General features: G+C 32.8%; 30 protein-coding genes. All 30 read left to right on the forward strand.

The window, feature by feature from the left end; all coding sequences use genetic code 11:
• Nucleotides 1-9 precede the first annotated feature (9 nt).
• The 30 genes from hslU (at nt 10) to ACFOZ1_RS06290 (ending at nt 26,351) form a co-directional block, all read left to right on the forward strand.
• A complete protein-coding gene (gene hslU / locus ACFOZ1_RS06145; protein ID WP_390197165.1) occupies nt 10-1,404 on the forward strand; it encodes an HslU--HslV peptidase ATPase subunit in 1,395 nt (464 codons plus the stop codon).
• 14 nt (nt 1,405-1,418) lie between these two features.
• Nucleotides 1,419-2,192 carry a GTP-sensing pleiotropic transcriptional regulator CodY gene (codY, locus tag ACFOZ1_RS06150; protein WP_390197167.1) on the forward strand — a complete coding sequence of 258 codons (774 nt, stop codon included), beginning with the start codon at nt 1,419-1,421 and terminating at the stop codon, nt 2,190-2,192.
• A 314-nt stretch (nt 2,193-2,506) separates the two neighbouring features.
• Complete coding sequence (flgB, locus tag ACFOZ1_RS06155) at nt 2,507-2,902, forward strand: flagellar basal body rod protein FlgB (protein WP_390198080.1); 396 nt, start codon at nt 2,507-2,509, stop codon at nt 2,900-2,902.
• A 2-nt stretch (nt 2,903-2,904) separates the two neighbouring features.
• Nucleotides 2,905-3,363: a flagellar basal body rod protein FlgC gene (flgC, locus tag ACFOZ1_RS06160; protein ID WP_390197169.1), complete on the forward strand. Its 459-nt coding sequence runs from the start codon at nt 2,905-2,907 to the stop codon at nt 3,361-3,363.
• A gap of 24 nt (nt 3,364-3,387) precedes the next feature.
• The gene (fliE, locus tag ACFOZ1_RS06165; protein WP_417398451.1) at nt 3,388-3,693 is read left to right on the forward strand and encodes a flagellar hook-basal body complex protein FliE; all 306 of its coding nucleotides are present in this window, start codon (nt 3,388-3,390) and stop codon (nt 3,691-3,693) included.
• Between the two features lie 33 nt (nt 3,694-3,726).
• On the forward strand, nt 3,727-5,313 hold the full coding sequence (gene fliF, locus ACFOZ1_RS06170; RefSeq protein WP_390197172.1) for a flagellar basal-body MS-ring/collar protein FliF: 1,587 nt from the start codon (nt 3,727-3,729) through the stop codon (nt 5,311-5,313).
• Between the two features lie 8 nt (nt 5,314-5,321).
• The gene (gene fliG, locus ACFOZ1_RS06175; RefSeq protein ID WP_390197174.1) at nt 5,322-6,341 is read left to right on the forward strand and encodes a flagellar motor switch protein FliG; all 1,020 of its coding nucleotides are present in this window, start codon (nt 5,322-5,324) and stop codon (nt 6,339-6,341) included.
• On the forward strand, nt 6,334-7,086 hold the full coding sequence (gene fliH / locus ACFOZ1_RS06180) for a flagellar assembly protein FliH (RefSeq protein WP_390197177.1): 753 nt from the start codon (nt 6,334-6,336) through the stop codon (nt 7,084-7,086). Before fliG ends, fliH begins: the two co-directional genes overlap by 8 nt.
• A complete protein-coding gene (fliI, locus tag ACFOZ1_RS06185; RefSeq protein ID WP_390197180.1) occupies nt 7,064-8,383 on the forward strand; it encodes a flagellar protein export ATPase FliI in 1,320 nt (439 codons plus the stop codon). Before fliH ends, fliI begins: the two co-directional genes overlap by 23 nt.
• Nucleotides 8,380-8,823 carry a flagellar export protein FliJ gene (gene fliJ, locus ACFOZ1_RS06190; protein ID WP_390197183.1) on the forward strand — a complete coding sequence of 148 codons (444 nt, stop codon included), beginning with the start codon at nt 8,380-8,382 and terminating at the stop codon, nt 8,821-8,823. The genes fliI and fliJ overlap by 4 nt, the downstream gene beginning before the upstream one ends.
• Nucleotides 8,824-8,827: 4 nt before the next feature.
• Nucleotides 8,828-9,400 carry a MotE family protein gene (locus ACFOZ1_RS06195; protein WP_390197185.1) on the forward strand — a complete coding sequence of 191 codons (573 nt, stop codon included), beginning with the start codon at nt 8,828-8,830 and terminating at the stop codon, nt 9,398-9,400.
• 25 nt (nt 9,401-9,425) lie between these two features.
• Nucleotides 9,426-10,715, forward strand: coding sequence for a flagellar hook-length control protein FliK (locus ACFOZ1_RS06200; RefSeq protein ID WP_390197188.1), 1,290 nt, complete (start codon nt 9,426-9,428; stop codon nt 10,713-10,715).
• A 9-nt stretch (nt 10,716-10,724) separates the two neighbouring features.
• Nucleotides 10,725-11,180 carry a flagellar hook assembly protein FlgD gene (gene flgD / locus ACFOZ1_RS06205; RefSeq protein ID WP_390197191.1) on the forward strand — a complete coding sequence of 152 codons (456 nt, stop codon included), beginning with the start codon at nt 10,725-10,727 and terminating at the stop codon, nt 11,178-11,180.
• 29 nt (nt 11,181-11,209) lie between these two features.
• Complete coding sequence (locus tag ACFOZ1_RS06210) at nt 11,210-11,569, forward strand: TIGR02530 family flagellar biosynthesis protein (protein ID WP_390197193.1); 360 nt, start codon at nt 11,210-11,212, stop codon at nt 11,567-11,569.
• Between the two features lie 76 nt (nt 11,570-11,645).
• Entirely contained in the window at nt 11,646-12,461 is an 816-nt protein-coding gene (gene flgG / locus ACFOZ1_RS06215) for a flagellar basal body rod protein FlgG (RefSeq protein WP_390197195.1), read from the forward strand.
• A 51-nt stretch (nt 12,462-12,512) separates the two neighbouring features.
• A complete protein-coding gene (locus tag ACFOZ1_RS06220; RefSeq protein ID WP_390197198.1) occupies nt 12,513-12,734 on the forward strand; it encodes a flagellar FlbD family protein in 222 nt (73 codons plus the stop codon).
• Nucleotides 12,724-13,140, forward strand: a complete 417-nt coding sequence (locus tag ACFOZ1_RS06225; RefSeq protein WP_390198085.1) for a flagellar basal body-associated FliL family protein — start codon at nt 12,724-12,726, stop codon at nt 13,138-13,140. The genes ACFOZ1_RS06220 and ACFOZ1_RS06225 overlap by 11 nt, the downstream gene beginning before the upstream one ends.
• Nucleotides 13,141-13,167: 27 nt before the next feature.
• Complete coding sequence (fliM, locus tag ACFOZ1_RS06230) at nt 13,168-14,169, forward strand: flagellar motor switch protein FliM (RefSeq protein ID WP_390197200.1); 1,002 nt, start codon at nt 13,168-13,170, stop codon at nt 14,167-14,169.
• Complete coding sequence (gene fliY / locus ACFOZ1_RS06235) at nt 14,159-15,340, forward strand: flagellar motor switch phosphatase FliY (protein ID WP_390197203.1); 1,182 nt, start codon at nt 14,159-14,161, stop codon at nt 15,338-15,340. Before fliM ends, fliY begins: the two co-directional genes overlap by 11 nt.
• Nucleotides 15,341-15,354: 14 nt before the next feature.
• Nucleotides 15,355-15,717 carry a response regulator gene (locus ACFOZ1_RS06240; RefSeq protein WP_390197205.1) on the forward strand — a complete coding sequence of 121 codons (363 nt, stop codon included), beginning with the start codon at nt 15,355-15,357 and terminating at the stop codon, nt 15,715-15,717.
• A gap of 7 nt (nt 15,718-15,724) precedes the next feature.
• Nucleotides 15,725-16,372 carry a flagellar biosynthetic protein FliO gene (locus ACFOZ1_RS06245; protein ID WP_390197208.1) on the forward strand — a complete coding sequence of 216 codons (648 nt, stop codon included), beginning with the start codon at nt 15,725-15,727 and terminating at the stop codon, nt 16,370-16,372.
• Nucleotides 16,362-17,039 (forward strand): flagellar type III secretion system pore protein FliP, encoded by a 678-nt coding sequence (gene fliP, locus ACFOZ1_RS06250; protein WP_390197210.1) that lies wholly within the window; start codon nt 16,362-16,364, stop codon nt 17,037-17,039. The genes ACFOZ1_RS06245 and fliP overlap by 11 nt, the downstream gene beginning before the upstream one ends.
• 25 nt (nt 17,040-17,064) lie before the next feature.
• Nucleotides 17,065-17,334 (forward strand): flagellar biosynthesis protein FliQ, encoded by a 270-nt coding sequence (gene fliQ / locus ACFOZ1_RS06255; RefSeq protein WP_390197212.1) that lies wholly within the window; start codon nt 17,065-17,067, stop codon nt 17,332-17,334.
• 5 nt (nt 17,335-17,339) lie between these two features.
• Entirely contained in the window at nt 17,340-18,110 is a 771-nt protein-coding gene (gene fliR / locus ACFOZ1_RS06260) for a flagellar biosynthetic protein FliR (RefSeq protein ID WP_390197213.1), read from the forward strand.
• Nucleotides 18,110-19,195, forward strand: coding sequence for a flagellar biosynthesis protein FlhB (gene flhB, locus ACFOZ1_RS06265; RefSeq protein WP_390197215.1), 1,086 nt, complete (start codon nt 18,110-18,112; stop codon nt 19,193-19,195). The genes fliR and flhB overlap by 1 nt, the downstream gene beginning before the upstream one ends.
• Nucleotides 19,196-19,229: 34 nt before the next feature.
• Entirely contained in the window at nt 19,230-21,263 is a 2,034-nt protein-coding gene (flhA, locus tag ACFOZ1_RS06270; RefSeq protein WP_390197217.1) for a flagellar biosynthesis protein FlhA, read from the forward strand.
• Nucleotides 21,260-22,354: a flagellar biosynthesis protein FlhF gene (gene flhF / locus ACFOZ1_RS06275; protein ID WP_390197218.1), complete on the forward strand. Its 1,095-nt coding sequence runs from the start codon at nt 21,260-21,262 to the stop codon at nt 22,352-22,354. Before flhA ends, flhF begins: the two co-directional genes overlap by 4 nt.
• Nucleotides 22,355-23,212: a MinD/ParA family protein gene (locus ACFOZ1_RS06280; protein ID WP_390197221.1), complete on the forward strand. Its 858-nt coding sequence runs from the start codon at nt 22,355-22,357 to the stop codon at nt 23,210-23,212. It begins immediately after the preceding gene.
• A 5-nt stretch (nt 23,213-23,217) separates the two neighbouring features.
• Nucleotides 23,218-24,288, forward strand: a complete 1,071-nt coding sequence (locus tag ACFOZ1_RS06285; RefSeq protein WP_390197223.1) for a protein-glutamate methylesterase/protein-glutamine glutaminase — start codon at nt 23,218-23,220, stop codon at nt 24,286-24,288.
• Between the two features lie 11 nt (nt 24,289-24,299).
• Complete coding sequence (locus ACFOZ1_RS06290; protein ID WP_390197226.1) at nt 24,300-26,351, forward strand: chemotaxis protein CheW; 2,052 nt, start codon at nt 24,300-24,302, stop codon at nt 26,349-26,351.

Consider the following 26,351-nt stretch of genomic DNA (forward strand, 5'->3'; position numbering starts at 1 on the left):
GGTACAAAAATGTCAATGAATTTAACACCAAGACAAATTGTATCAAATCTAGATACGTTTATTGTTGGACAACAACAGGCAAAAAAAGCTGTCGCTATTGCTTTAAGAAATAGATACCGAAGAATGCAATTACCTGATGAATTAAAGAATGAAATCATGCCTAAGAATATTCTGATGATTGGACCTACTGGTGTGGGTAAGACTGAAATTGCAAGAAGAATGGCCAAATTAGTTGGCGCACCATTTATAAAGATTGAAGCAACGAAGTATACAGAAGTTGGTTATGTTGGAAGAGATGTCGAATCAATGGTACGAGATTTGACGGAAACATCTGTTAGAATGGTAAAAGAAGAGGAAATGAAAAATGTTGAAGAGAAAGCAATTGAAGCAGCAAACAATAAAATACTAAAATTGCTCGTGCCATCAAAACAAAAGTCGAATCATTCAAAAAACCCATTTGAGTTTTTTATGAATAATCAGCAACAGGCAAACGAAAATAATCAAGAGACAGAAGAAAAAGAAGAAATAAGATTAAAGAGAGCTCAAAAGAAAAAATTATTAGATTTAGGTGAGTTAGAAGATAATGAGGTAATTGTAGAAGTGGATGAACAAACACCTTCTATGTTTGATATGTTGCAAGGATCAGGTATGGAACAGATGGGTATGAATATGCAAGATGCATTTAGTTCATTAATGCCTAAGAAAAAGAAAAAAAGAAAAATGCTAGTACGAGATGCAAGGAAGATATTAACACAACAAGAGGCTCAAAAGCTAATTGACATGGATTTGGTTACACAAAAAGCGATAGAACGAACGGAACAAATGGGTATTATTTTTATAGATGAAATTGATAAAATTGCAGTAAAACAAGACAATGCGGGTGGTGTCTCAAGAGAAGGCGTTCAAAGAGATATTTTACCAATTATTGAAGGTTCATCTATTGTGACGAAATATGGTTCTGTCAAAACAGATCATATCTTATTTATTGCTGCAGGAGCCTTTCATATGTCAAAACCGTCTGATTTGATTCCAGAATTACAAGGGAGATTCCCTATTCGAGTGGAATTAGAGAAACTAACTGTAGAAGATTTTAAACGAATATTAGTGGAACCTTCCAATGCGTTAATTAAACAATATCAAGCATTGTTAGAAACAGAAGGTATCTCTATTCATTTTGATAATGATGCAATAACGAGAATTGCAGAAATCGCTTATGAAGTGAACCAAGAAACGGATAATATCGGAGCAAGAAGGCTTCATACAATACTTGAGAGACTATTAGAGGAATTATCTTATGAAGCATCTGAGATTGGCGTAGCTAGTATCCCGATAACAGAAAACTATGTGAACGAGAAACTAAGGTCCATTGCAAAAAATAAAGATCTTAGTCAATTTATTTTATAAGGCTGGTGTTACACATGAATTTATTACAAAAAACAAGAGCAATTAATGCGATGTTACAAAAGTCAAAAGGAAAATCAGTTAATTTTACAGAAATGTCCAAAACATTAAGAGATGTAATTGAAGCGAATGTTTTTATTGTAAGTAGAAAAGGGAAGTTACTTGGATTTGCAATCAATCAACAAATCGAGAATGACCGAATGAAAGGTATGTTAGAAGAAAGAAGATTCCCATTAGAATATACGGAAAACCTGTTTAATATTAAAGAAACAGAAATCAATTTAACAATTGATAGTGAATATACTGCTTTTCCTGTTGAAAATAAGGAATTGTTTCAATCAGGACTAACGACGATCGTACCAATTATCGGAGGGGGCCAACGATTAGGTACTTTAATTCTTAGTCGTTTAGCTGAAAGCTTTCAAGATGATGATTTAATTCTGGCGGAATATGGTGCAACAGTTGTAGGGATTGAAATATTACATGAAAAATCAGAAGAAATTGAACTAGAAGCTAGACGAACTGCTGTGGTACAAATGGCAATAAGTTCACTTTCTTATAGTGAATTAGAAGCAATTGCACATATATTCAAAGAACTTGGGGGTAAAGAAGGATTACTTGTTGCCAGTAAAATAGCTGATCGTGTAGGAATTACTAGATCCGTTATAGTTAATGCGTTACGTAAATTGGAAAGTGCTGGTGTAATTGAGTCGAGATCACTTGGAATGAAAGGTACGTATATTAAGATTTTAAATGATAAATTTTTAAAAGAATTACAAAATTATAACTAAATGAAATTGTCGATTTCAATTTAGAAATATTAGTATTATTAGACTAATAAATACAGAAAAAACACACGAACATGATTTATCGAAAATAGATAAATAAGTTGAGTGTGTTTTTTATATTGTTATAAATAGGTTAATATAACTAAAATATATCCGAATTTCCACTTTTTAAACTGATAAAAAAGACTCATTTTTTACGTGTGACTGCAAAAATCACATATAAGTGACTTTTCGTCATAGACACTTTGGATTATTTGTCTTACAATATTCGATAGAGTGTTTACTTTTTTGTCGGTTTTTAGAAAATGGAGGAGAAAATTATGATTTTTGGTAATACCATTCAAACATTACAAAGTTCTTTAAACTATGCTAGTACTAAGAATCAAACAATTGCAAATAACATATCAAATGTAGATACACCTAACTACAAAAGTAAAGAGGTTGTTTTTAAAGATGCATTACATACGGAACTAGATAGACAATTCCAAGCAACTAGAACGAATGAGAAACATAATTCTTTTGGTAATAACAATTCAAGTTCATACAGTATTGTGACAAATGATACAACAACATATAACCATAACGGAAATAATGTAGATATTGACAAAGAAATGACAGAATTAGCAAAAAACCAAATCTATTACCAGGCATTAATTGATCGCATAAATGGTAAATTTAATAGCTTGAACACTGTTATTAGAGGAGGTAATTAAAGATGTCGATATTTAATGCAATAAATGTAAGTTCAAGTGGCTTAACTGCACAACGATTAAGAATGGACACCATTTCATCTAATATAGCTAATGTCGATACAACGAGAGCGACAATCAATGAGGATGGGGAATACGAACCGTACCGAAGAAAAATGACAGTATTTGAATCAAAAGACACAGGGTTCTCTTCTGTACTTAATAGACAAACACGCAATAGCAATTCTCGTGGTGAGGGAGTAATCGTGTCTGAAATAGTAGAGGATGAGACCGAACCTTTTAAATTAGTATATAACCCTAATCATCCAGATGCGAATGAAAATGGCTATGTCGAATTGCCTAATGTCGATCCTTTAAAAGAGATGGTTGATTTAATGAGTGCAACTCGTTCATATGAAGCAAATGTAACATCACTTAACGCAACAAAATCGATGTTGCTTAAAGCTTTAGAAATTGGTAAATAAATTTAGAGTTATGGAGGATACAAAATGAACATACATTTCCTTAATTCCCAACATATTAATGGTATGAATAATCATACTGTTCAAAACAATATTACAGTCGGAGAGGCACAAAAAGAATTCGCATCTAATTTGCAAAATGCAATAGAGTCATTAAATAATGCACAGTTAGAATCTGATAAAAAAACGACAGCATTAGCAAATGGTCAAATTGATGATTTACATGATGTAATGATCACTGCACAAAAGGCAAGTATACTTTTACAAACAGGTGTACAGGTGCAAAAGAAAGTAATAGATGCTTACAATGAAGTAATGCGAATGCAAGTTTAATAACGTCTGAGTAATTAGTTTTGGGGGCAAAAAATGAATGAGACAATAAAAAAGTACATACGTGTTTCAAAAGAAAAGTACCAGTCACTTTCGAAACTTCAAAAAGGTACAATATTTGGTTCACTAGGTATTATTCTGATTTTAATCATTGGTATAAGTATATTTGCAAGCAACAAAAATTTCGTGCCATTATATAGTGATTTAACAATACAAGAAGTTGGACAAATAAAAGCAGAATTGGATGCAAAAGGTGTCCAATATGAATTGATCAATGGAGGCACAACAATTCAAGTGCCTGAAGCGCAAGCTCAATCATTACTTGTAGATTTAGCTTCACAAGGAATTCCCAAAAGTGGAAGTATAGATTACTCATTCTTCTCTGAAAATAGTTCTTGGGGTGTGACAGATAATGAATTTGATGTAATGAAATTAGATGCAATGCAATCAGAGTTAGCGAATCTAATTGCTCAAATTGAAGGAATCGATTCTGCTGAAGTTAGTTTGACTATTCCAAAGGATCCTGTGTTTGTTAGTGAACAAAAACAGGATTCAAGTGCGGCAATTGTAATACAAACGCAGCCAGGGTACCAATTCGAACCAAATCAAATTAATGCACTATATCATTTAGTGTCTAAATCTGTACCAAACCTTTCTACAGATAATATCGTCATTATGAACCAAAATTTTGAGTATTTTGACTTAAATGATGAAAATACTTTAGCAAGTTCTGAAAGTTATGCGTCACAACAGCAAATAAAACAAGATATTGAACAAGATATTGAACGTCAAGTGCAACGAATGCTTGGTATGATGATTGGAATGGATAAAGTGGCAATATCCGCGACTGCAGATATTGACTTTACACAAGAACAACGAGTCGAACAATTAGTCGAACCTGTAAATGAAGAAACAGATACATTACCTGTAAGTATTGAAACAATAACAGAATCTTTTACAGGTGCACAGCCCGAGAATGGTGCTGTTGGTACGGAGGAAGGCGACACTCCGAATTATCCAGCGGGATTAGATGGTAACGTCGGCGATTATGAAATGGTGAAAGAATCTGTTAATAATGAATTTAATAGAATTCAGAGAGATATTGTAGAAAGTCCATATAAAATTAGAGATTTAGGAATTCAAGTGGCTATTGACAATACAAGAACTGGCGAAAATGGCGAAGTTGAACAATTGGCGCCAGCTGAACAAGTTGCAGTAGAAGAAAGTGTCGCATCGATCTTGGACTCCATTATTCAGACAACAATCGATAAGTCCTATGGAAATGTTGTGCCAGGTGAGAACGTATCTATTGTGTTCCAACCGTTTAATGGTGTAGACAATACGACAGAAAATGTAGTTACTACTACCATTCCAATATATGTATACATTGCTCTAGCATTATTAGTCGTGATAATCATTGTATTAATACTATTATTACGCAAACGTAAAAAGGTAACGGAAGAAGAAGTGGAGGAAGAAACAGTCATTTCTGAAGAAGTACCTGCGATGGTAATGAATGACGATTCAGATGATACAAAACGTAGAAAACAATTAGAGAAATATGCACAAGAAAAACCAGAAGATTTTGCAAAATTATTAAGAAGTTGGATTTCTGAAGACTAAGGAGGTTAATGAAATTGGTTAGAAAAAAAAGTGCATTAACTGGTAAACAAAAAGCAGCAATTCTATTAATCTCACTTGGTCCAGATGTATCCGCACAAGTATACAAGTTTTTGACACCTGAAGAGATTGAGCAGTTAACACTCGAAATTTCTTCAGTGAAAAAGGTAGATAATGAACAAAAGGCGGCCATACTAGAAGAATTTCAAGAAATTGCATTAGCGCAAGATTATATTTCTCAAGGTGGTATAGGCTACGCAAAAACTGTATTAGAAAAAGCATTAGGTACAGATAAAGCGAATGATATATTAAGTAGGTTAACTTCCTCTTTGCAAGTTAAACCCTTTGACTTTGCTAGAAAAGCAGAACCGTCGCAAATCATTAACTTTATCCAAAATGAACATCCGCAAACAATTGCATTGGTATTGTCCTATTTAGATTCAGAACAATCTGCTCAAATATTGTCAGATTTACCGCAGGAACTACAAGCAGACATAGCGAAACGTATTGCAGTAATGGATTCTACTTCACCAGAGATTATTGCAGAGGTAGAACAAATTTTAGAAAGAAAGCTCTCTACTACTGTTACACAAGATTATACACAAACTGGTGGTATACAGGCAGTCGTGGATGTTTTAAATGGGGTAGACCGAAGTACAGAACGGACGATTTTAGATGCTTTAGAAATTGATGACCCAGAATTAGCTGAAGAAATTCGTAAAAGAATGTTTGTCTTTGAAGATATTGTCACATTGGATAACAGAGCAATACAACGTGTTATTCGTGAAGTGGAAAATGATGATTTACGCTTATCACTAAAAGTAGCTAGTGATGAAGTAAAAGATATTGTATTTAGTAATATGTCTACAAGAATGGCGGAAACATTTAAAGAGGAAATGGAATTTATGGGTCCAGTTAGATTGAGAGATGTGGAAGAAGCACAATCACGAATCGTTTCTGTAGTTAGAAGGTTAGAAGAAATAGGTGAAATCGTTATAGCTAGAGGCGGAGGAGATGATATTATTGTCTAATTTAGGCAAACAATCATTACCTACAAAAAAAATTCAGATTAAACCACTTCAAATCAAGCGTAAAGAAGCAGAAACAACTACTTTAGAAGACAAGTGGTATCAGTTGAATGCAAAAGAAAATGAACTAAAGAAAATGGAAGAAGAGCTTGAAAAAAAAGTTTTTACAACAAATGAAGAAATCGAAAAAGCAAGGCTAAAGTGGGATGAAGAACGGATTAAAATTACGGAAGATGCGCAACAAGAAGGATATGAAAAAGGATTTGAACAGGGAAAGATAGATGGTCACAATCAATATGTAGCGATTATTGATGAAGCGAATACGATTGTAAGTAACGCGCAAAAAGATTATTACAATATAATACAAAGCAGCGATAAACAAATTTTAGATCTTGCTTTGTCGATAGCAGAAAAAATAGTAAATACTTCGATACAAGAAACAGATGTATTTTTATCACTTGTTTCAAAAGCTATTCAGCAAGTCAAAGAACAACCAACAATCAAAATATATGTTTCAAATGAACAATATGATTTATTACTTGAAAACAAAGATGAACTTGCAAGAATCACAAACAATCAAGCAGGATTATTATTATATGTTGACACGACACTAACAAATGGACAAGTTTATTTTGTCACACCATTTGGAAAAATAGATGCTTCAATCAATACGCAACTTGGTGAAATAAGAACAAGTCTAACTGAGATAGTGGAGGAACTACATCGTGGACATAACAATGCTGACTAATCGATTAGAAGAAATCGACACATATAAACGTTTTGGAAAAGTAGATCGTGTTGTAGGTCTGTTAATTGAAGCACGAGGACCAGAAGTAAGAATCGGAGAAGTATGCTATATTCACACGAATTTAAATAATAATAAAATAATGGCAGAAGTGATTGGCTTTTATGAAGAAAAAGTACTTCTTATGCCATATACTTCTGTACAAAATATTGCTGCAGGATGTTTGGTGGAATCAACCAAAAAATCATTAACGATTAATGTAGGTAGGTCTCTAATTGGCAAAGTGATTGATTCAACAGGTGAATTACTGGATAAATCTAATTTGCCTAAAGGGTTAAAAGATTATCCAACAGAGCAATCACCACCAAACCCACTAACAAGACCAAGAATTAAAGAAATTATTCCTGTAGGTGTGAAAGCAATTGATACGATGTTAACAGTTGGAAGAGGACAAAGGATTGGTATTTTTGCTGGAAGTGGTGTTGGTAAAAGTACTTTAATGGGAATGATTGCTCGTAATAGTGAAGCAGATTTGAATGTGATTGCACTCATTGGCGAACGTGGACGTGAAGTGAAGGAGTTTATTGAAAAAGAACTAGGGTCTGAAGGATTAAAAAAATCGATTGTAGTTGTAGCTACATCTGATCAGTCAGCATTAATGCGTATAAAAGGTGCTTATACTGCTACAGCGATTAGCGAGTATTTTAGAGATTTAGGTTATGAAGTCAATTTAATGATGGATTCCGTTACACGTGTTGCAATGGCACAACGAGAAATTGGATTGGCTGTTGGCGAACCACCAACAACTAAAGGGTACACACCATCCGTATTCGCATTACTTCCTTCATTATTAGAAAGAACAGGTACGAGTAGCAATGGAACCATTACAGCATTTTATACAGTACTTGTAGATGGTGATGATATGAATGAGCCAATTGCTGATACAACGAGAGGTATCTTAGATGGACACTTTATTTTAGATAGAAAGCTAGCAGAAAAAGGACAATTCCCAGCAATAAATGTGTTGCAATCTGTAAGTAGAGTAATGGTTAATATTGTTGATGAACCAAGTTTACAAATTGTTCAACAAGCAAAAAACATTTTAGCAACATATCAAGATAACGAAGAATTAATCCAAATAGGGGCATACAAAAGAGGTACCAATCCTGTTGTGGATAATGCTATTCAATTACAGCCAAAGATCATGAACTTTCTAAAACAAGGTATTGATGAGTCAACAAATCGCGAACAAGCAATACAACAGCTTCAAAACATACTAAATGGAAGTGCATCATCATGAATAATTGGACTAAATTTGAAAAAATAAAGCAAATTAAAGAAAATGACAAGAATGAAGTACAAATCCAGTTCAGACAGGCTGTAGATGAATTCGAAAAATACGCGGAGGAACTCTTACATCTGTTAAAAAAGAAAGAAGCGATGGAAGTAGCTTATCAAAATAGTTTAATAGATGGAAGTATTGATAAAATGAAAGGCTATTATAATTATTTGAATTATTTAACACCAAATATTCTCTCTGTACAAAAAAAAGTAAATCATGCTAGAGATTGTATGAATAAATTGCAAGAAGAGCTAACTCAAAAATATATCGAAGTAAAGAAATTCGAGAAGATCATTGATAGAAAAAAACAAGTAGAATACCTCTTAATCAATAAAATGGAACAAAGCACTATGGACGAAATTTCCATTCGAAAGTATACAGATAGTAAGGGAAGGTGAAGGAATGAAAACCAATCCCAAATCAGAGACGAAGAAGCCGAGTATATTGCAATGGCTAATTGTGATTGTTGTACCAATTATTTTTGCGTTAATCATCACATTCATCATTTTGCAATTTATGGGAGTAGATGTAGTTAAATCTACAAAAGACGTATTAAATAAAATTCCTTTTATTTCTGAAACGGTAATGACAGATCAAGAGGAATTACATACAAATGAGTTAAAAGAAAAAGACGAAGCTCTATTATCAGCGAATAAAGAACTAGAATTAGTTCAAGCAGAATTACAAGCGAAGGAAAAAGAAATACAAAATTTAGAAGGCGAAATGGAACAACTATCGAAACAAATAGAAGATCAAGCTATAGAAGAAGAACAAATAGATAGTACAGATTATAAAGAATTAGCAAAGTCATTTGACACAATGAAGCCTAAATCTGCTGCACCTATTTTGCAAGAGCTAAATGATGAGTTAGCGATAGAAATATTAAAGGAATTAGATGCAGAAACAAGAGGGAATCTATTAGCTCAAATGGAAGCAGAAGTGGCTGCTCGATATACTAGTTTATTAGCAAATTAACTAAAATAGAGAGGAGGTGGAAAGAATGGAACTCGGATTTAATGCTTTAGCAGTACCAAGTAACAATGTTTCCTTTAGAAATTCAGTTACAAAAAATAATCCATCAAATACTAACTTGTTATTTAAAGATATTTTAGTAGGTAATAACATTAGAAATACTCTTATGAATAAGAGTACAGAATTAGAAGATACAGCGATTAACAAAAATTTACCTGATGATTATTTAACAATTATGAATGAATTACAAAAGATTCTTAATGAGGATACAGAGACATCCCATAGTTATAGTAAATTATTAGAGATATTAATCAATTTAGATGAAGAATTATCTTTAGATAATATGAATGCAATACTAGACACACTGGAATTATCGGGTGAGGACCCTAATAAAGAAGTGAATTTCTCCTCCATTGATTTTTCTTTTACAGCTAATACATTGATGTCAGTTAATCAAGAACAAATGAAACAGCTGCTTGTTAAAATTGATCATGTACTTCAATCCATTACAAAGGGGTCGTTCAGTTTTGATGACTACAAACAGTTGATGAACAACATGAAGGAATGGATAGAATTACAAAAGATTGACCAAAAATCAGCACAAGAATTGCTTGATTCACTAAAAGAACCTCAAAAAAAACTTTGGGGAGAATTAATTGATAAATATACTCAAAAAATAAAACAGGATAATATGTACACAAATCAAAATCAACTGACATATGATACTGTTTCAAAATGGGTAAAAGATGCAATGTTGCAAGTAGAAACAGCAGTTAAAGGATATAGTGATGTGAAAGTTGACAATTCTTCGTCTGCGTTGCCAACGACAAATATGTCAAGAATTGAGCAATTTGTTATTCATACGCAACAAACGAATGCGACAGAACAAGTTTCCCAAAAACAATTAATTGAGCAATTTCAACAAATATTTCAAAAAAGTAACTTTTTAAAGGGTCCAAATGGAGCGAACCAATTATTTATTAGATTGCAGCCAGAACATTTAGGTGATGTTGTTATTAAATTAACACAAGTAAATGGGGAAATGGTTGTAAAAATGGTTGTACAATCACAAATGGCAAAAGACATGTTAGAAGGTAACTTACAACAATTAAGACATATGTTTTCTCCACAACAAGTAGTGATAGAAAAACAGGAAGTTGTAATGAGTCAAAATGAATCGGATTCCTTTTCAAATGATGAAAAAGAATCTAGTAACCAGAATGAACACCAATCCAATGATGATTTCTATGAAAATGAAGCAATAGATTATGACGATGAATTAGATTTTAGTGAAATATTGATGGATATGAAGGTATAGGTGATAACTATGACAACAATTGATCCAAGTTACTATTTAAAAAACCAAGCAACGGTAAAAGAAACGAGTAGTTCATTAGGCAAGGATGAATTCTTAAAAATTCTTATGACACAATTACAAAATCAAGATCCATTAAATCCAATGGAAGATAAAGAGTTTATTTCCCAAATGGCGACTTTTTCATCACTTGAACAAATGATGCAAATGACAGAATCGATAAATCTCCTTGTGAACAATCAATTGATTTCACCTGTTATCCAATATAGCCATTTGATAGGACAACAAGTAACTTATTATAAGATTGATGAGGAAACAGGTCAAATTGCAGAACCTAAAGAATTAGAGACGAGTATCGTTCAATCTGTTACCCATAAAGAAGGATATGCAGTGTTACAATTAGAAAATGATGCAGAAATTTATACTGATGAAGTTCAAAAAATTGAACAACCGAGTGAAAAAGAATAACACATCTTCCTAAAGAAAGGAGGATTATAGTGAATAATCAAATACATGCTTATTATCATTCAGTTATTCCAAAACTAATTCAAAAGAACAATCAAACACCTACGCAAGATTTTTCAAAAGTTTTGGAACAACATACATTAACAATAAGTAAACATGCAAAACAACGAATGGAATCACGAAACATCCATATTTCAGAGTCAAGATGGGCTGAAATGGAAGCGAAACTGACAGAAGCAAAACAAAAAGGATTAAAAGAATCATTAGTTATTTTGGATAACGCAGCTTTTATTGTCAATGCGAATAATGGGACAATCATAACAGCAATGGATCGAGCAGAGTCAAAAACAAAGATTTTTACAAATTTAACCGGAACGATTGTAATGGATTGAGCTGGACCCTTTTTGGGAGGCTCTAAGCTATTGACTGATTGATATAGCTAAACAAATAAGAAGGGATGAATGTTTTATGTTACGTTCAATGTATGCAGGTATTTCAGGTTTAAGAGGATTTCAGACAAAACTAGATGTGATTGGTAATAATATTGCAAATGTGAACACAGTAGGCTTTAAAAAAGGACGAGCAACATTTCAAGATATGATGAGTCAACCAGTTACAGGTGCTAGTGCGCCAACAGGTATCCGTGGTGGTATTAATCCGATTCAAGTAGGTACAGGTGTTCAATTAGGTACAATCGATAATATTCACACACAAGGTAACAGACAATCTACACAAAGACCATTAGACCTTCAATTAGAAGGTGATGGAATGTTCGTATTTGGTACAGGTGTAAATCAAGACAACTATCAATATTCCAGAGCAGGAAATCTATACTTAGATAACGAAGGATATATTGTTAACGCAAATGGGCAATATTTAATCGGTATGGATCAAGAAAGAATTCAAATTCCTGAAAATGCAGAAAGCTTTAGTATACAAGGGAATGGCGTTGTGAATTATATTGAAAATGGAGAAACGCAAGTGGCTGGACAAATCGCGGTAGCTAAATTCTCTAACCCTGGTGGGTTGAATAAAGTAGGAGCAAATATGTTTCAAGATTCTCCAAATGCTGGACGAATGGAAGATGTTAATGGGAATTTCATATTTGCACCAGAATCAGAAGGAACAGCATCAATAGTTGCAGGTGCATTAGAAATGTCTAACGTAGATTTATCAGAAGAGTTTACAGAAATGATTACAGCGCAACGTGGTTTTCAGGCAAATACGAGAATCATCACTACTTCTGATGAAATATTACAAGAACTAGTAAACTTAAAACGTTAATAAAAGGAGGGAGAAGGCTAGGACTTACTTCCTAGCCTTCTTTACATAATTATGATTACATTAACTAATTTGACTGGAAGTTCCTTTACACTTAACGCACTATATATTGAAAAAATTGAATCATTACCAGATACGACAATTACTCTTATCAATAATAAGAAATACTTTGTGAAAGAGAATGAAGAAGTAGTCGTTAAGCGTACGATTGAGTATTATCAGCAAATCGGTTTAACCCATCTTCAAAGAGGAATAGGTGAAACGAATGAATCCTAAATTACTTAAAATTTTAATTATCACCCTTGTTATTATAACAATCGGTGGTGGAATTATTTTATATTATTTACTGAATGCAAAGGAAGAAACAAATGGTGAACTAACCATTGATGAAATGGTTAAATATTCTTACACCACTGAAGAGATGAAAACAGATTTAAGCGATGGAAGCTTTGCATTAGTACAATTTCAATTTATTACAGATAGTAATAAAGCAGTAGAAGAAATTGCAAAAAGAGAATTCCAAGTGAAGAATGAATTCATCAAACAATCTGTCAATTTAACTGTAAATGATTTCCGTGATAACTTATCAAGTTTAGAAACTCAAATTAAAGAAGTGATGAATGAAAAAATGACGGAAGGTAAAATCGTAGAAGTCTTAATAATTAATAAGGTAATTCAATAAGAAATTCTCCGATTAGGAGGTGACAAAATGCCAGATGAAGTTCTATCCCAAAGTGAAATAGATGCATTACTATCAGCTATCTCATCAGGAGAAATGGATGCAAATCAATTAAAAGAAGAAGAAAAAGATAAGAAAGTCAAAGTGTACGATTTTAAACGTGCATTACGTTTTTCAAAGGATCAGATAAGAAGTATTTCTAGAATTCATGACAATTTTGCTAGATTGTTGTCAACATATTTTTCTGCTCAGTTACGTACATATGTGCATATTGCAGTAGCTTCAGTTGATCAAATTCCATATGAAGAATTTATTCGCTCTATACCGACAAAAACAATTTTAAATGTATACAGTGTAGCGCCACTAGATGGTAGAATTATTTTTGAGTTTAATCCTAATATTGCTTATGCTATGTTAGATCGAATGCTTGGCGGTAAAGGACAGAGCGTAAATAAAATAGATACATTAACAGATATTGAAACAACATTGATGTCACAATTATTTGAAAAAGCGCTAGATAATTTACAAGAAGCATGGGGGACTGTTGTAGAAATCGATCCAATTCTTGAAGATTTTGAAGTGAATCCACAATTTTTGCAACTCGTTTCACCAAATGAGACTGTTGTTGTCGTATCATTAGATACCGCAATTGGTGAAAGTAGTGGGATGATAAACATTTGTATACCACATGTTGTGCTGGAACCAATCATTCCAAAATTATCTGTACATTATTGGATGCAGAATGAGAATACGAAAGAACGTAAGCCAGAGGAATATGAATCTATTTCTAAAAATATTGAAAAGGCACGATTAGATTTGTCTGTTATTTTAGGGGAGACAACCATAACTGTCGAGGATTTACTGTTCTTAGATTCGAATGACACAATTGTTTTAAATAAACATATTTCAGATCCACTAGTGTTAGAAATTGATAGAGTGCCAAAATTCCATGTCCAACCAGGAAAAAGAAAAAGTCAAGTTGCTGTTCAAATAATCCATGACATACAAGGAGGGGAAGTAGATGATGAATGATGGAATGTTGTCACAAGAAGAAATTGACGCATTATTAAATGGTGGAGATGATGACAATTCAGTTGAACCCACTTCTTTATCTACAGAAAGTTATCTTACATCAATAGAAGAAGATGCATTAGGAGAAATTGGTAATATATCATTTGGTAGCTCTGCTACGACGCTTTCTACTTTACTAAATCAAAAAGTTGAAATCACAACACCAACAATTTCTGTAATTGAAAAAGGGGAATTACATGAAGAGTTTCCTGTCCCATATGTAGGTGTCGAAGTGAAATATACAGAAGGATTTACTGGTGCGAACTTATTTATTTTAGAGTCAAAAGACGCTGCAATTATAGCAGATTTGATGTTAGGTGGAAGCGGGGATGTTTCTACGACGGAATTAAGTGAGATTCATTTAAGTGCAGTTCAAGAAGCGATGAATCAAATGATGGGGACTTCAGCTACAAGTATGTCCACAATATTTAATAAAAAAGTGGATATATCACCACCATACACGTCCATTATGGATGTAACAGAAGAGGAAACAAATCGATCACTTGATACAAATGAAGATGCATTAATCAAAGTATCCTTTCAATTGAAAATTGGTACATTAATAGATTCTAAGATTATGCAATTATTACCTATCTCCTTTGCAAAAGATTTAGTTGATCAATTATTAAATGCATCAGTAGATGAAGACATACCAACAAAGTCACCTGATACAAGTCAACCTTCAGACAAAGATTCATCCTTGTCAAATGAAGAAGAGGTACGTCCTCAGTATTCTCAAGAAAGTCAAGAAACAGTCGTGACACGTCCCAAACAACCTAGAAATCTAGGACAATCATCACCACAAAATAGCGATGTACATGTAGCTGATTTTGAAACATTTGGAGAAATACAACTTCCAAAAGAAGAAAAACGTAACTTAGACTTGTTGATGGATATACCATTAAAAGTTACGGTGGAGTTAGGGCGAACAAAAAGAACTGTTAAAGAAATTTTAGAATTGTCTTCAGGTTCGATTGTAGAGTTAGATAAACTAGCAGGTGAACCAGTAGATATATTAGTTAATCAGAAGTTAATTGCAAAAGGTGAAGTTGTTGTTATTGATGAAAATTTTGGTGTAAGAGTAACAGATATTGTAAGTAAAGAGACGAGACTAAAAAATTTAAATAAATGAGAGGATGATAAATAATGTCAAAGAGAGTATTAATAGTTGATGATGCAGCATTTATGAGAATGATGATTAAAGATATTTTAACAAAAAATGGATATGATGTAGTTGGTGAAGCACAAGATGGTGCAGAAGCGGTTGAAAAATACAAAGAATTAACACCAGATTTAGTAACAATGGATATTACAATGCCTGAAAAAGATGGCATTTCAGCACTAAAGGATATTAAAGCAATAAATAGTAATGCAAATATTATTATGTGTTCAGCGATGGGACAACAAGCGATGGTTATTGATGCGATTCAAGCAGGAGCAAAAGACTTTATTGTTAAACCATTTCAAGCAGATCGCGTAATTGAGGCAATTTCTAAAGTTATAGGATAACTGACAAATGAATGGTATGAAAAAGGTTGTCATAAATGGATTTATTTTAATAGTGCTGGGACTAGCTTTTAGTCCTAGTATCTTTGCTGAACAGAGTGTAGAAGACTTTTTCAATGAGAATAAAGTAGAGGATTCCCCGACTACAAATATACCTACAGATACTGATGTAAACGAAGAGAAAAAATCTAATAGTACGTTGGAATTTATTCTTAGTTTAGTCAAGTTGTCTGTTGGACTTATTATTGTACTTATTCTTATTTATATCATTGCGAATTTTGTCAAAAAACGTAATAGGTATGTAGGTCAAAATCAAATTTTAGAAAACTATGGTGGTATCAATTTAGGAGCAAATAAATCTCTTCAAACAGTGCGAATTGGTAATCAATTTTTTGTCATAGGTGTTGCAGATTCTATTCAAATGTTAACTGAAATAACAGATAAAGAAACGATTGAACAATTAAAGAATAAAAATGAAATGGACACGAATCAGTTTCATTCATTATTCAATATAATAAAAAAGAAAGACATACAAACAGATAGTCAAGAGCAGAAACAATTTGGTCAATTGTTTCAAAAAGAGTTAAAAGAGATGAAAGTAGGTAGACAGAAAATGCTAACAAAAATCAAGGAATTAAGTAAAAAAGATGATCATTAATTTAATTGATGTATTCTCAAGTACAGACCCGAGCAATCTGTCCACATCTGTACGTCTGTTATTGTTACTTACTGTTCTTTCTCTAGCTCCAAGTATATTAATATTAATGACCAGTTTTACTAGAATCATTATTGTTCTCTCTTTTGTTCGTACATCTCTCGCTACACAACAAATGCCACCAAATCAGATCTTGATTGGTTTGGCATTATTTATGACTTTCTTTATTATGGCACCGACATTTCAAGAGGTGAATGAACAAGCATTACAACCATTATTTAATGAAGAGATTACATTAGAAGAAGCATATGACAATGCAAGTGGTCCGTTAAAAGAGTTTATGGCAAAACATACTAGACAAAAAGACTTGTCGTTATTTATGAATTTTGCATCAATGGAAGAGCCAGAAACAATAGATGACATTCCATTAACCACATTAATTCCTGCATATGCAATAAGTGAACTTAAGACAGCATTTCAAATGGGTTTTATGATTTTTATTCCTTTTCTAGTCATTGATATGGCTGTTGCAAGTGTATTAATGTCAATGGGTATGATGATGTTACCTCCCGTAATGATTTCATTACCATTCAAGATATTATTATTTGTATTAGTTGATGGATGGTATTTGATTACACATTCTTTACTAGATGGTTTCTTACCATTGTAATGTATAACGGAAGGAGTTCGAATTTGTGAGCGGTGAATTTGTCATATCATTAGCTGAACAAGGTATTTATACGATTTTGATGGTTACAGGACCAATACTAATTTTAGCATTAGTAGTCGGTCTTCTTGTAAGTATTTTTCAAGCAACTACTCAAATACAAGAACAGACACTCGCATTCATCCCTAAAATTGTCGCAGTATTATTAGGAATTGTCATTTTTGGTCCGTGGATGTTATCTGTAATGGTAGAATTTGCATCAAATTTATTCCAAAATATTAATCGATTCGTAGGGTAACTAGTATGTTTGATTTTATAAATATTAATGTTCTTCCAGCATTTATTTTGATTTTGGTTAGGGTTATTTCCTTTTTTGTTACTGTACCAATTTTTTCGTATCGTACGATTCCTAATCAATTAAAGATTGGCATAGGTTTTTTCTTAGCGTGGATTATGTTATATACGATTCCAACTCCAGAAGTTCTCGTTAACGGAAACTATATTTTATTAGTAATGAAAGAAGCGCTAGTAGGTTTAATGCTTGGGCTTATTGCATACATCATTTTATCTGCAATTCAAATTGCAGGCGGTTTTATTGATTTTCAGATGGGCTTTGCAATTGCCAATGTGGTTGATCCTCAAACAGGTGCTCAAAGTCCACTTATTGGACAGTACTTTTATGTTATTGCAATAATTTTTTTATTAATGGTTAATGGCCACCATTTGTTAATTAATGGATTGTTTTATAGTTTTGAGATTATACCAATTGATTCATTTATACAATTGACAAATCTAGATTTTATATTAAAGACATTTAGTCAGATGTTTTTGATTGCATTTCAATTAGCAATACCCATTGTAGGATGTTTATTTCTAGTCGATGTCGCCTTAGGGGTTATGGCACGAACAGTACCGCAATTAAATGTATTTGTGGTAGGTTTGCCACTAAAAATATTAGTTGCATTTTTAGTATTATTTATGTTTATTCCTTTTTATATAAGTATTGTTCAAAAGTTATTTGATTATATGCTTGAAACAATCCAACTATTGATCCAAATGTTAGGTGGTGCCTAATGAAGTACTTACATTTAGATTTACAGTATTTTGCTGGTGAAAAAACGGAAAAAGCCACTCCTAAAAAAAGACAAGATGCACGAAAAAAAGGACAAGTTGCAAAAAGCCAGGATGTAAATACAGCAATTTTGTTATTTTTTGTCTTTATTATCTTACTTGTCATCGGGAATACAATGAAAACAACGATGATGGATATGTATGAGAAGGCATTTACAGATTATATTTTTATGGAAGTGACTGAAGAACAAGTATTTGAAGTCATGCTGGATTTCGGTGTAGAAATACTTATTGCAATTGCTCCGATACTTCTCATTGCGATTGTAGCAGGATTAGCATCTAATTTTATGCAAATTGGATTTTTGTTCACTGCAGAGCCTTTAAAAATGCAGTTGAACAGAATAGATCCGATCCAAGGTGCGAAGAGAATATTTTCAGTAAGAGCATTAGTAGAATTGGTCAAATCCTTATTAAAAATAATTGTTGTTGGTGCCATTACATTCACAGTGATATGGATAAATATTGACCAAATTATGATGTTAGTCTACAAAAGTGTGGATAGCTCTCTTGCTTTTTTTGGTTCTATCACGATCCAAATGGGATTAGCTGCAGCAATTGCTTTGTTAATTATTTCAGTGATTGATTATGCTTATCAAAAATTCGATTTTGAGAAACAAAATCGTATGTCGAAAAATGATATTAAAGACGAGTATAAAAACATAGAAGGGGACCCTTTAATTAAATCAAAAATAAAAGAAAAACAAAGACAAATGGCGATGCAACGAATGATGAGTCAAGTACCTGAGGCTGATGTGATTATAACCAATCCAACTCATTATGCCATTGCCTTAAAGTATGATGAAAATAAAGCGGATGCTCCTTATGTTGTTGCAAAAGGTGTAGATTTTGTCGCATTGAAAATTAAAGATATTGCAAAGCATCACAATATTGAAATGGTAGAAAATCGCCCTTTAGCAAGAGCATTGTATGGTAAGTGTGAAATTGGTGATGTAATAGATGAAGAGTTTTTTCAAGCAGTTGCAGAGATTCTTGCATATGTATATCGAATTCAAAAAAAGATTAAATAAATGTATTTAAGTTGTGTTTAAGGAGTTGTAAAGTATGAAAGCTAGAGATTTTACCGTTTTACTTGGTGTTATTTTGATTATTGTTATGTTAGTTATTCCATTACCAGGGTGGCTTTTAAGTATATTGATTTTGTTAAATATATCTCTAGCATTAATTGTTATATTAGTTTCAATGAATACAACTGATGCATTGCAATTTTCAGTATTTCCTTCATTACTCTTATTATTAACTCTTTTCAGGTTGGGATTAAATGTATCTACAACGAGATCAATTTTGTCTGAAGGAAACGCAGGTGGAGTAGTAGAAACTTTTGGAACATTCGTAATAGGGGATAATCCATTAGTAGGTTTTGTTGTTTTTGTTATTTTGGTTATTATTCAATTTTTAGTTATTACTAAAGGTAGTGAGCGTGTATCAGAAGTTGCTGCAAGATTTACGCTCGATGCAATGCCAGGTAAGCAAATGAGTATTGATGCAGATTTAAATGCAGGAATGATTAACGAACAACAAGCGAAAGATAGAAGACAAAAGATTGAACATGAAGCAGATTTTTATGGTGCGATGGATGGTGCAAGTAAATTTGTTAAAGGTGACGCCGTTGCAGGTATTATCATTGTTTTAATCAATATTATTTTTGGTTTAATTATTGGTATGATTCAATTAGGCTTACCATTTAATGAGGCAATCGATACATATATGCGTTTAACTGTAGGGGATGGATTAGTTAGTCAAATACCTGCATTACTAATATCGACAGCTACTGGTATTGTTGTGACACGTGTCGCTTCAGAAGGTAATTTAAGCTCAGATGTAACAAAACAATTGTTTCGTTTCCCATCATTACTGTATGTAGCAGCAGGTACGATCTTCTTGCTAGGGTTCACACCAATTAATGACCTGTTAACAATCCCAATTGCTCTTGTACTTGCAATTGGTGGGTACATGTTATCAAGACAACAAAAAGTAGAAGATTTACCATCATTAGAAGAAGTGGATGAAAGTCAATCTGAAGAAATGAAGGCACCAGAAAATGTAGTAGGATTAATTAATATGGATCCGATTGAATTTGAGTTTGGTTATGGATTAATACCATTAGCAGATTCAAGTCAAGGTGGAGATTTGTTAGATCGAATTGTAATGATAAGAAGACAACTTGCTATCGAACTCGGACTAGTCATTCCAGTTGTCAGAATACGTGACAATATTCAATTAAATCCAAATGAATATCGCCTGAAAATAAAAGGCAATGAAGTAGCAAAAGGTGAATTATTGCTTGATCACTATTTAGCAATGAGCCCAGGTATTGAAGAAGATGGCTTAGATGGAATCGATACAATTGAACCAGCATTCGGTTTGCCTGCTAAGTGGGTAACAGAAGAAGTGAAAGATGATGCGGAATTAAATGGTTACACAGTAGTAGATCCTCCATCAGTTGTCTCGACACACATTACTGAAATGATAAAAAGACATGCACATCAATTGTTAGGACGACAAGAGACACAACAATTAATTGATCATTTAAAAGAAAATTATCCGATTCTTGTGGAGGAAGTAACACCTGATCCATTAGCAGTAGGAGATGTACAGAAGGTTTTAGCAAAGTTATTGCGTGAAAATGTTTCAATCAAAAATTTACCAGTAATCTTTGAAACACTTGCAGATTTTGCAAAAATGACGACAGATACAGATTTGCTTACAGAATACACAAGACAATCTTTGTCACCACAAATTACTTCAAGTGTACTTCAAGGAAGGAATCAATTAAAAGTAATTACAGTATCTGGTGAAGTCGAAAAACTAATAGCAGAACATATTCAACAAACAGAACATGGCAGTTATCTAGCAATGGACCCAGATACACAACAACGCGTCATTCAATCTGTATCAGAAAATGTAGAACATATGTCATTACAAGAGGAAAATCCAATTGTACTTTGTTCTCCAACAATCAGAATGTATATGAAACAATTATTAGATCGATTTTTTCCACATGTTATCGTTCTTTCCTATAATGAGATTGAACCAACAGCAGAAATTCAAAGTATCGGAGTGGTAAAAGTAGCATGAAGGTAAAAAAGTATAAGGGAAATACAATGCCAGAAGTGATGCAACTTGTACGAAAAGAATTAGGTGCTGATGCGGTCATTTTAAATTCTAAAGAAATGTACGAGGGCGGTTTTTTAGGGCTATTTAAAAAGAAAAAAATAGAAGTAGTTGCAGCAATTGATCCCACTCCTGTTAAACCGACTAAACAAAAAGATACGAGAAATCATATAGATACAAGAAATGTGTATAAACAAGACGAAGTATTATCTGAAATCAGAGAAATGAAGCGTTGGATACAACAAACATCGAAACCTGAACATGATTTACCTATTATTTTTCAAGAATTACTTTCAGTTTTGATTAATCAAGAAGTAGATAAAGAAATAGCTGATGAGTTAATTGAACAAATAATGAAACGGCATGAAAATGAGAAAGAAAGCGATCTATCCATAGAAAAACTAAAGAAGGAAATTCAATTTGAAATCAAGCATCGTCTTGCAAATAAAGGGTCGTTCGGTGGCTCGTTTGATAACCAAGTGATTCATCTTGTCGGTCCAACAGGTGTTGGAAAAACAACAACAATTGCAAAGTTAGCAGCAGATTGTGTATTGAATCAAAACAAACGTGTAGCATTTATTACAACAGACACATTCAGAATTGCCGCAATTGAACAATTGAAAACATATGCAAAAATTCTAGATGTACCTATTGAAGTTGCCTATAACTTAGATGATTATCGTAAAGCAAAAGATAAATTCAAAGAATATGACTATATTTTTGTGGATACAGCAGGAAGAAATTTTCGCGATGAAAAGTATGTGCATGAACTAAATACTATTATAGATATGAAAGAAAAGGTAGATTCTTATTTAGTACTCTCATTGACTTCAAGAACAGTGGATATGGATAATATTTATCAACAATTTAAAAATGTACCAATTAAGCAATTAATTTTTACAAAACAAGATGAAACATCGATATATGGACCGCTTTTAAATTTATCTGATAAATATAATTTGGGTATTGCATATATTACTAATGGTCAGGAAGTACCTGATGATATAGAACGAATATCTTTAGAAGAAATTGCAATGTTAATAGTTGGTGATTAAATGGAACAAGATCAAGCAGCGAAGTTAAGATCACGTATCAAAAGTCTCCATGGAAATTATGAAGCAAAAACAATAGCTATTGTAAGTGGAAAAGGGGGAGTGGGCAAGTCGAATTTTGCACTTAACTTTAGTATTTCACTACAAGACAAGGGAAAAAAAGTACTTTTGATTGATTTGGATATAGGAATGGGAAATATCGATATTTTACTAGGTCAAACATCTACATATTCCATCATTCAGATGTTAGAGAAAAAAATACAAATTTATGATATTATAGAATCAGGGCCAAAAGGATTATCTTACATTACTGGAGGTAGTGCACATAATGAAATATTCACAGTAAATAATGATAATTCTAACTATTTCATTGAGCAATTAGAACTAGTTTTTAATCAGTTTGATTTTATTATTTTCGATATGGGTGCAGGTGTGACGAAAGAGTCTATTCAATTTATATTGGCTGCAGATGAGTGTATTGTACTGACAACTCCAGAGCCTACCTCATTAACAGATGGATACGCAATGGTGAAACATATTTTGTCTTATAAAAATATGTCCTTGCATCTAGTTGTTAATCGTGTTTTGAATGAAAAACAAGGAAAACAAGTTGTAGATCGATTCAGTGTTGCAGTATCAAAATTTCTAAATGCACAGATTGTACCGTTGGGATATATTCCTGATGACTCATCAGTAAGTAAGGCTGTAATTAAACAAATTCCATTTACTACCTTTAATTCGAAATCAAATGCATCTGTTGCATTAATGGAAATGACAAATCAATTTTTAGGCATTGTGCCAAGAAAAGAAAAAGGTTCAAATTTCCTCAAAAACTTATTGAAATATTTTGCAGAGGGGTAAACACCATGAATAAATATTCTGTGCTTATTGTTGATGATTCAGCATTTATGAGAAAAATGATAGGTGACATATTAAATCAATCTGATGTATTAGATGTAATAGGGACCGCAAGAAATGGTCAAGATGCCTTGAAAAAAATTGAGGAATGGAATCCAGATGTTGTTACATTAGATGTTGAGATGCCATTAATGGATGGAATTGAAACATTGAAAGAAATAATGAATCGGTACCCTACTCCAGTTGTTATGCTATCTAGTTTGACGAAAGCTGGTGCAGATAAAACAATTGAGGCGATTTCGATTGGGGCAATTGATTTTATTGCAAAACCGTCTGGTTCTATTTCACTTAATATTAAAGAGATTGAAAGAGAAATTATTAGTAAAGTGGAAGCTGCAGCTACTTCAACATTACTACCAAAAAAGAAAATGATTGTTTCAAATTCAGCAGAACCAATCGCAATGAAGAAAAGAACTGTACCTAGTCTTGCAAAATCTAATTCTCGTCGAATTGTAGCAATTGGGTCCTCAACAGGTGGCCCAAGAGCCTTGCAAGAAGTTATTACACATTTACCATCTGATTTTTCTGCACCAATTGTCATTGTACAACATATGCCGAAAGGGTTTACAAAATCACTTTCAGAAAGATTGAATAAACTTTCACATTTAGTTGTGAAAGAAGTTAGTGATTTTGATGTAATAGAAAATGGCCATGTGTATATCGCTGAAGGTGGCAAACAGTTTGAAGTAATAGAACGAAATAACCAATTGGTTGCTAGTGTAAAAGAATTAGGACAAGTGAATGGTCATCAACCTGCTGTAGATGTGTTATTCAACTCTATCGCCAATCTAAGCCAAAGCTATGACCCCATTGCAATTGTATTAACAGGAATGGGTAGTGACGGTGCGAAAGGGATAGAAATAATGAAGAAAAAACATCCACGTACTGTGATTATGTCACAATCAAAAGAAACATGTGTTGTATACGGGATGCCTCAAGCTGCAGAAAAAACTAGTTTAGTAGATTATGTATTGAATTTGGAAGATATAAGTAGTGTGTTAAAGAAAAAAGTATACTAGGGGTGAATGATTTGGAAAATAGCGAATATTTGGAAGTATTTATTGAAGAAAGTAAAGAACACATCCAATCATTAAATGATCAGCTTTTATTACTAGAAAATGAACCAAATAATATGGCAACAGTTGGAGAAATATTTCGTTCTGCACATACACTTAAAGGTATGGCTGCAACAATGGGATTTCAAGACTTAGCTGACCTGACTCATAAAATGGAGAATGTGTTAGATGCTGTCCGAAATAACCAACTAGAAATTAATTCAGATATTATTGATGTCATATTTCAAGCTGTAGATCAATTAGAAAATATGGTTGTAGATATAGCTAATGGTGGAAACGGTGCGCGAGATGTTCAAGAGCTAGTAAAAAAACTTCAACAAATTGAGAAGAATGAGTTTAATTCTAACGAGATCACTGAAGATACGTCAAATGTAGATGTTTCTAATAATGCAAATAATAATTTTGTGAATTTAGACGAATTTGAGTTAGCTATTTTAGACCAATCTCAAGAGAAAGGATTTAGTAATTTTTCCATTACGATTCGCTTAAACGAAAATTGTTTACTTAAAGCTGCTAGAGTATATATGGTTTTTGAAAGTTTAGAACAAATTGGTGAGGTAATTAAATCAAATCCAACCGTACAAGAACTAGAAGATGAAAAGTTCGATTTAGAGTTTACAGTTCTCTTAGTAACAGAAGCGGATAAAAATACAATTGAAGAGAGTATAATGAGGATTTCAGAAATTCAATCAATTGATATACAAGCATTTACTTCTGAAAAAAATAACAAAGAAACTAGTAAAATAAATGAGGAAGAACCAGATGTTAATGAGAACATACAAAAGGATATTGACAATTCCAACAATAATGTAGATAAAGGTACGAATAATACAAATAATAATGCAAGTAAGAGTATTTCGAACAAAACAATTCGTGTCAATATTGATCGATTAGATGGGTTAATGAATTTGTTTGAAGAATTAGTTATTGATAGAGGACGACTTGAACAAATATCTGCTAATTTAAAAAATGCAGAATTGCAAGAAACGGTAGAAAGAATGACAAGAATTTCTGGTGATTTACAGAGTATTATCTTAAATATGCGTATGGTTCCAGTCGAACAAGTGTTTAATCGATTTCCGCGTATGGTTAGACAATTGTCAAAAGATCTAGGGAAGAAAGTGAATCTAAATATTATAGGAGCAGAGACAGAGCTTGATCGAACTGTAATAGATGAAATAGGAGATCCTTTAGTACACCTTATTAGAAATTCATTGGATCATGGAATTGAAAAACCTGATACGAGAAAAGCCGGTGGAAAAGAGGAAACAGGAGATCTTATATTAAAAGCTTACCATAGTGGTAATCATGTATTTATCGAAATTAGTGATGATGGAGCAGGCATTAATCGTCACAAAGTAATAGACAAAGCAATTTCCAATGGTGTAATTACTGCAGAAGAATCAAACCAAATGACAGATGAACAAGTGTATGCACTTATTATGTCAAGTGGATTTTCAACCGCAGACAAAATCTCAGATGTGTCTGGACGTGGTGTGGGCTTAGATGTTGTGAAAAATACGATAGAATCTTTAGGTGGATCTATCTCTATTCAATCAAAAGAAGGCGAAGGTTCATTATTCTCTATTCAACTTCCCTTAACCTTATCCATTATTTCTGTATTGTTGGTAGAAGTAGAAAAAGAGAAATATGCCATTCCACTTTCATCTATTATTGAAACAGCAATCATCAATAAAAATGAAATCTTAAATGCACATAACAAAAAAGTGATTGATTTTAGAGGGAAAGTTGTACCATTAATTTCGTTAAAAGATGTATTCGAAGTACCAATGACAGAAGAGGATAGTGAATTCGCATCTGTTGTTATCATTCGTAAAGGTGATAAATTAGCAGGATTAATCGTCAATAAATTTATAGGCCAACAAGAAATTGTCTTAAAGTCATTAGGAGATTACTTAGGAGATGTGTTTGGAATTTCTGGTGCTACTATTCTAGGTGATGGACAAGTTGCTTTAATTATTGATACGAACACATTGATAAACTAG

The sequence above is a fragment of the Gracilibacillus marinus genome (assembly GCF_042651725.1).
In the GTDB taxonomy this organism is placed as follows: domain Bacteria; phylum Bacillota; class Bacilli; order Bacillales; family Amphibacillaceae; genus Gracilibacillus; species Gracilibacillus marinus.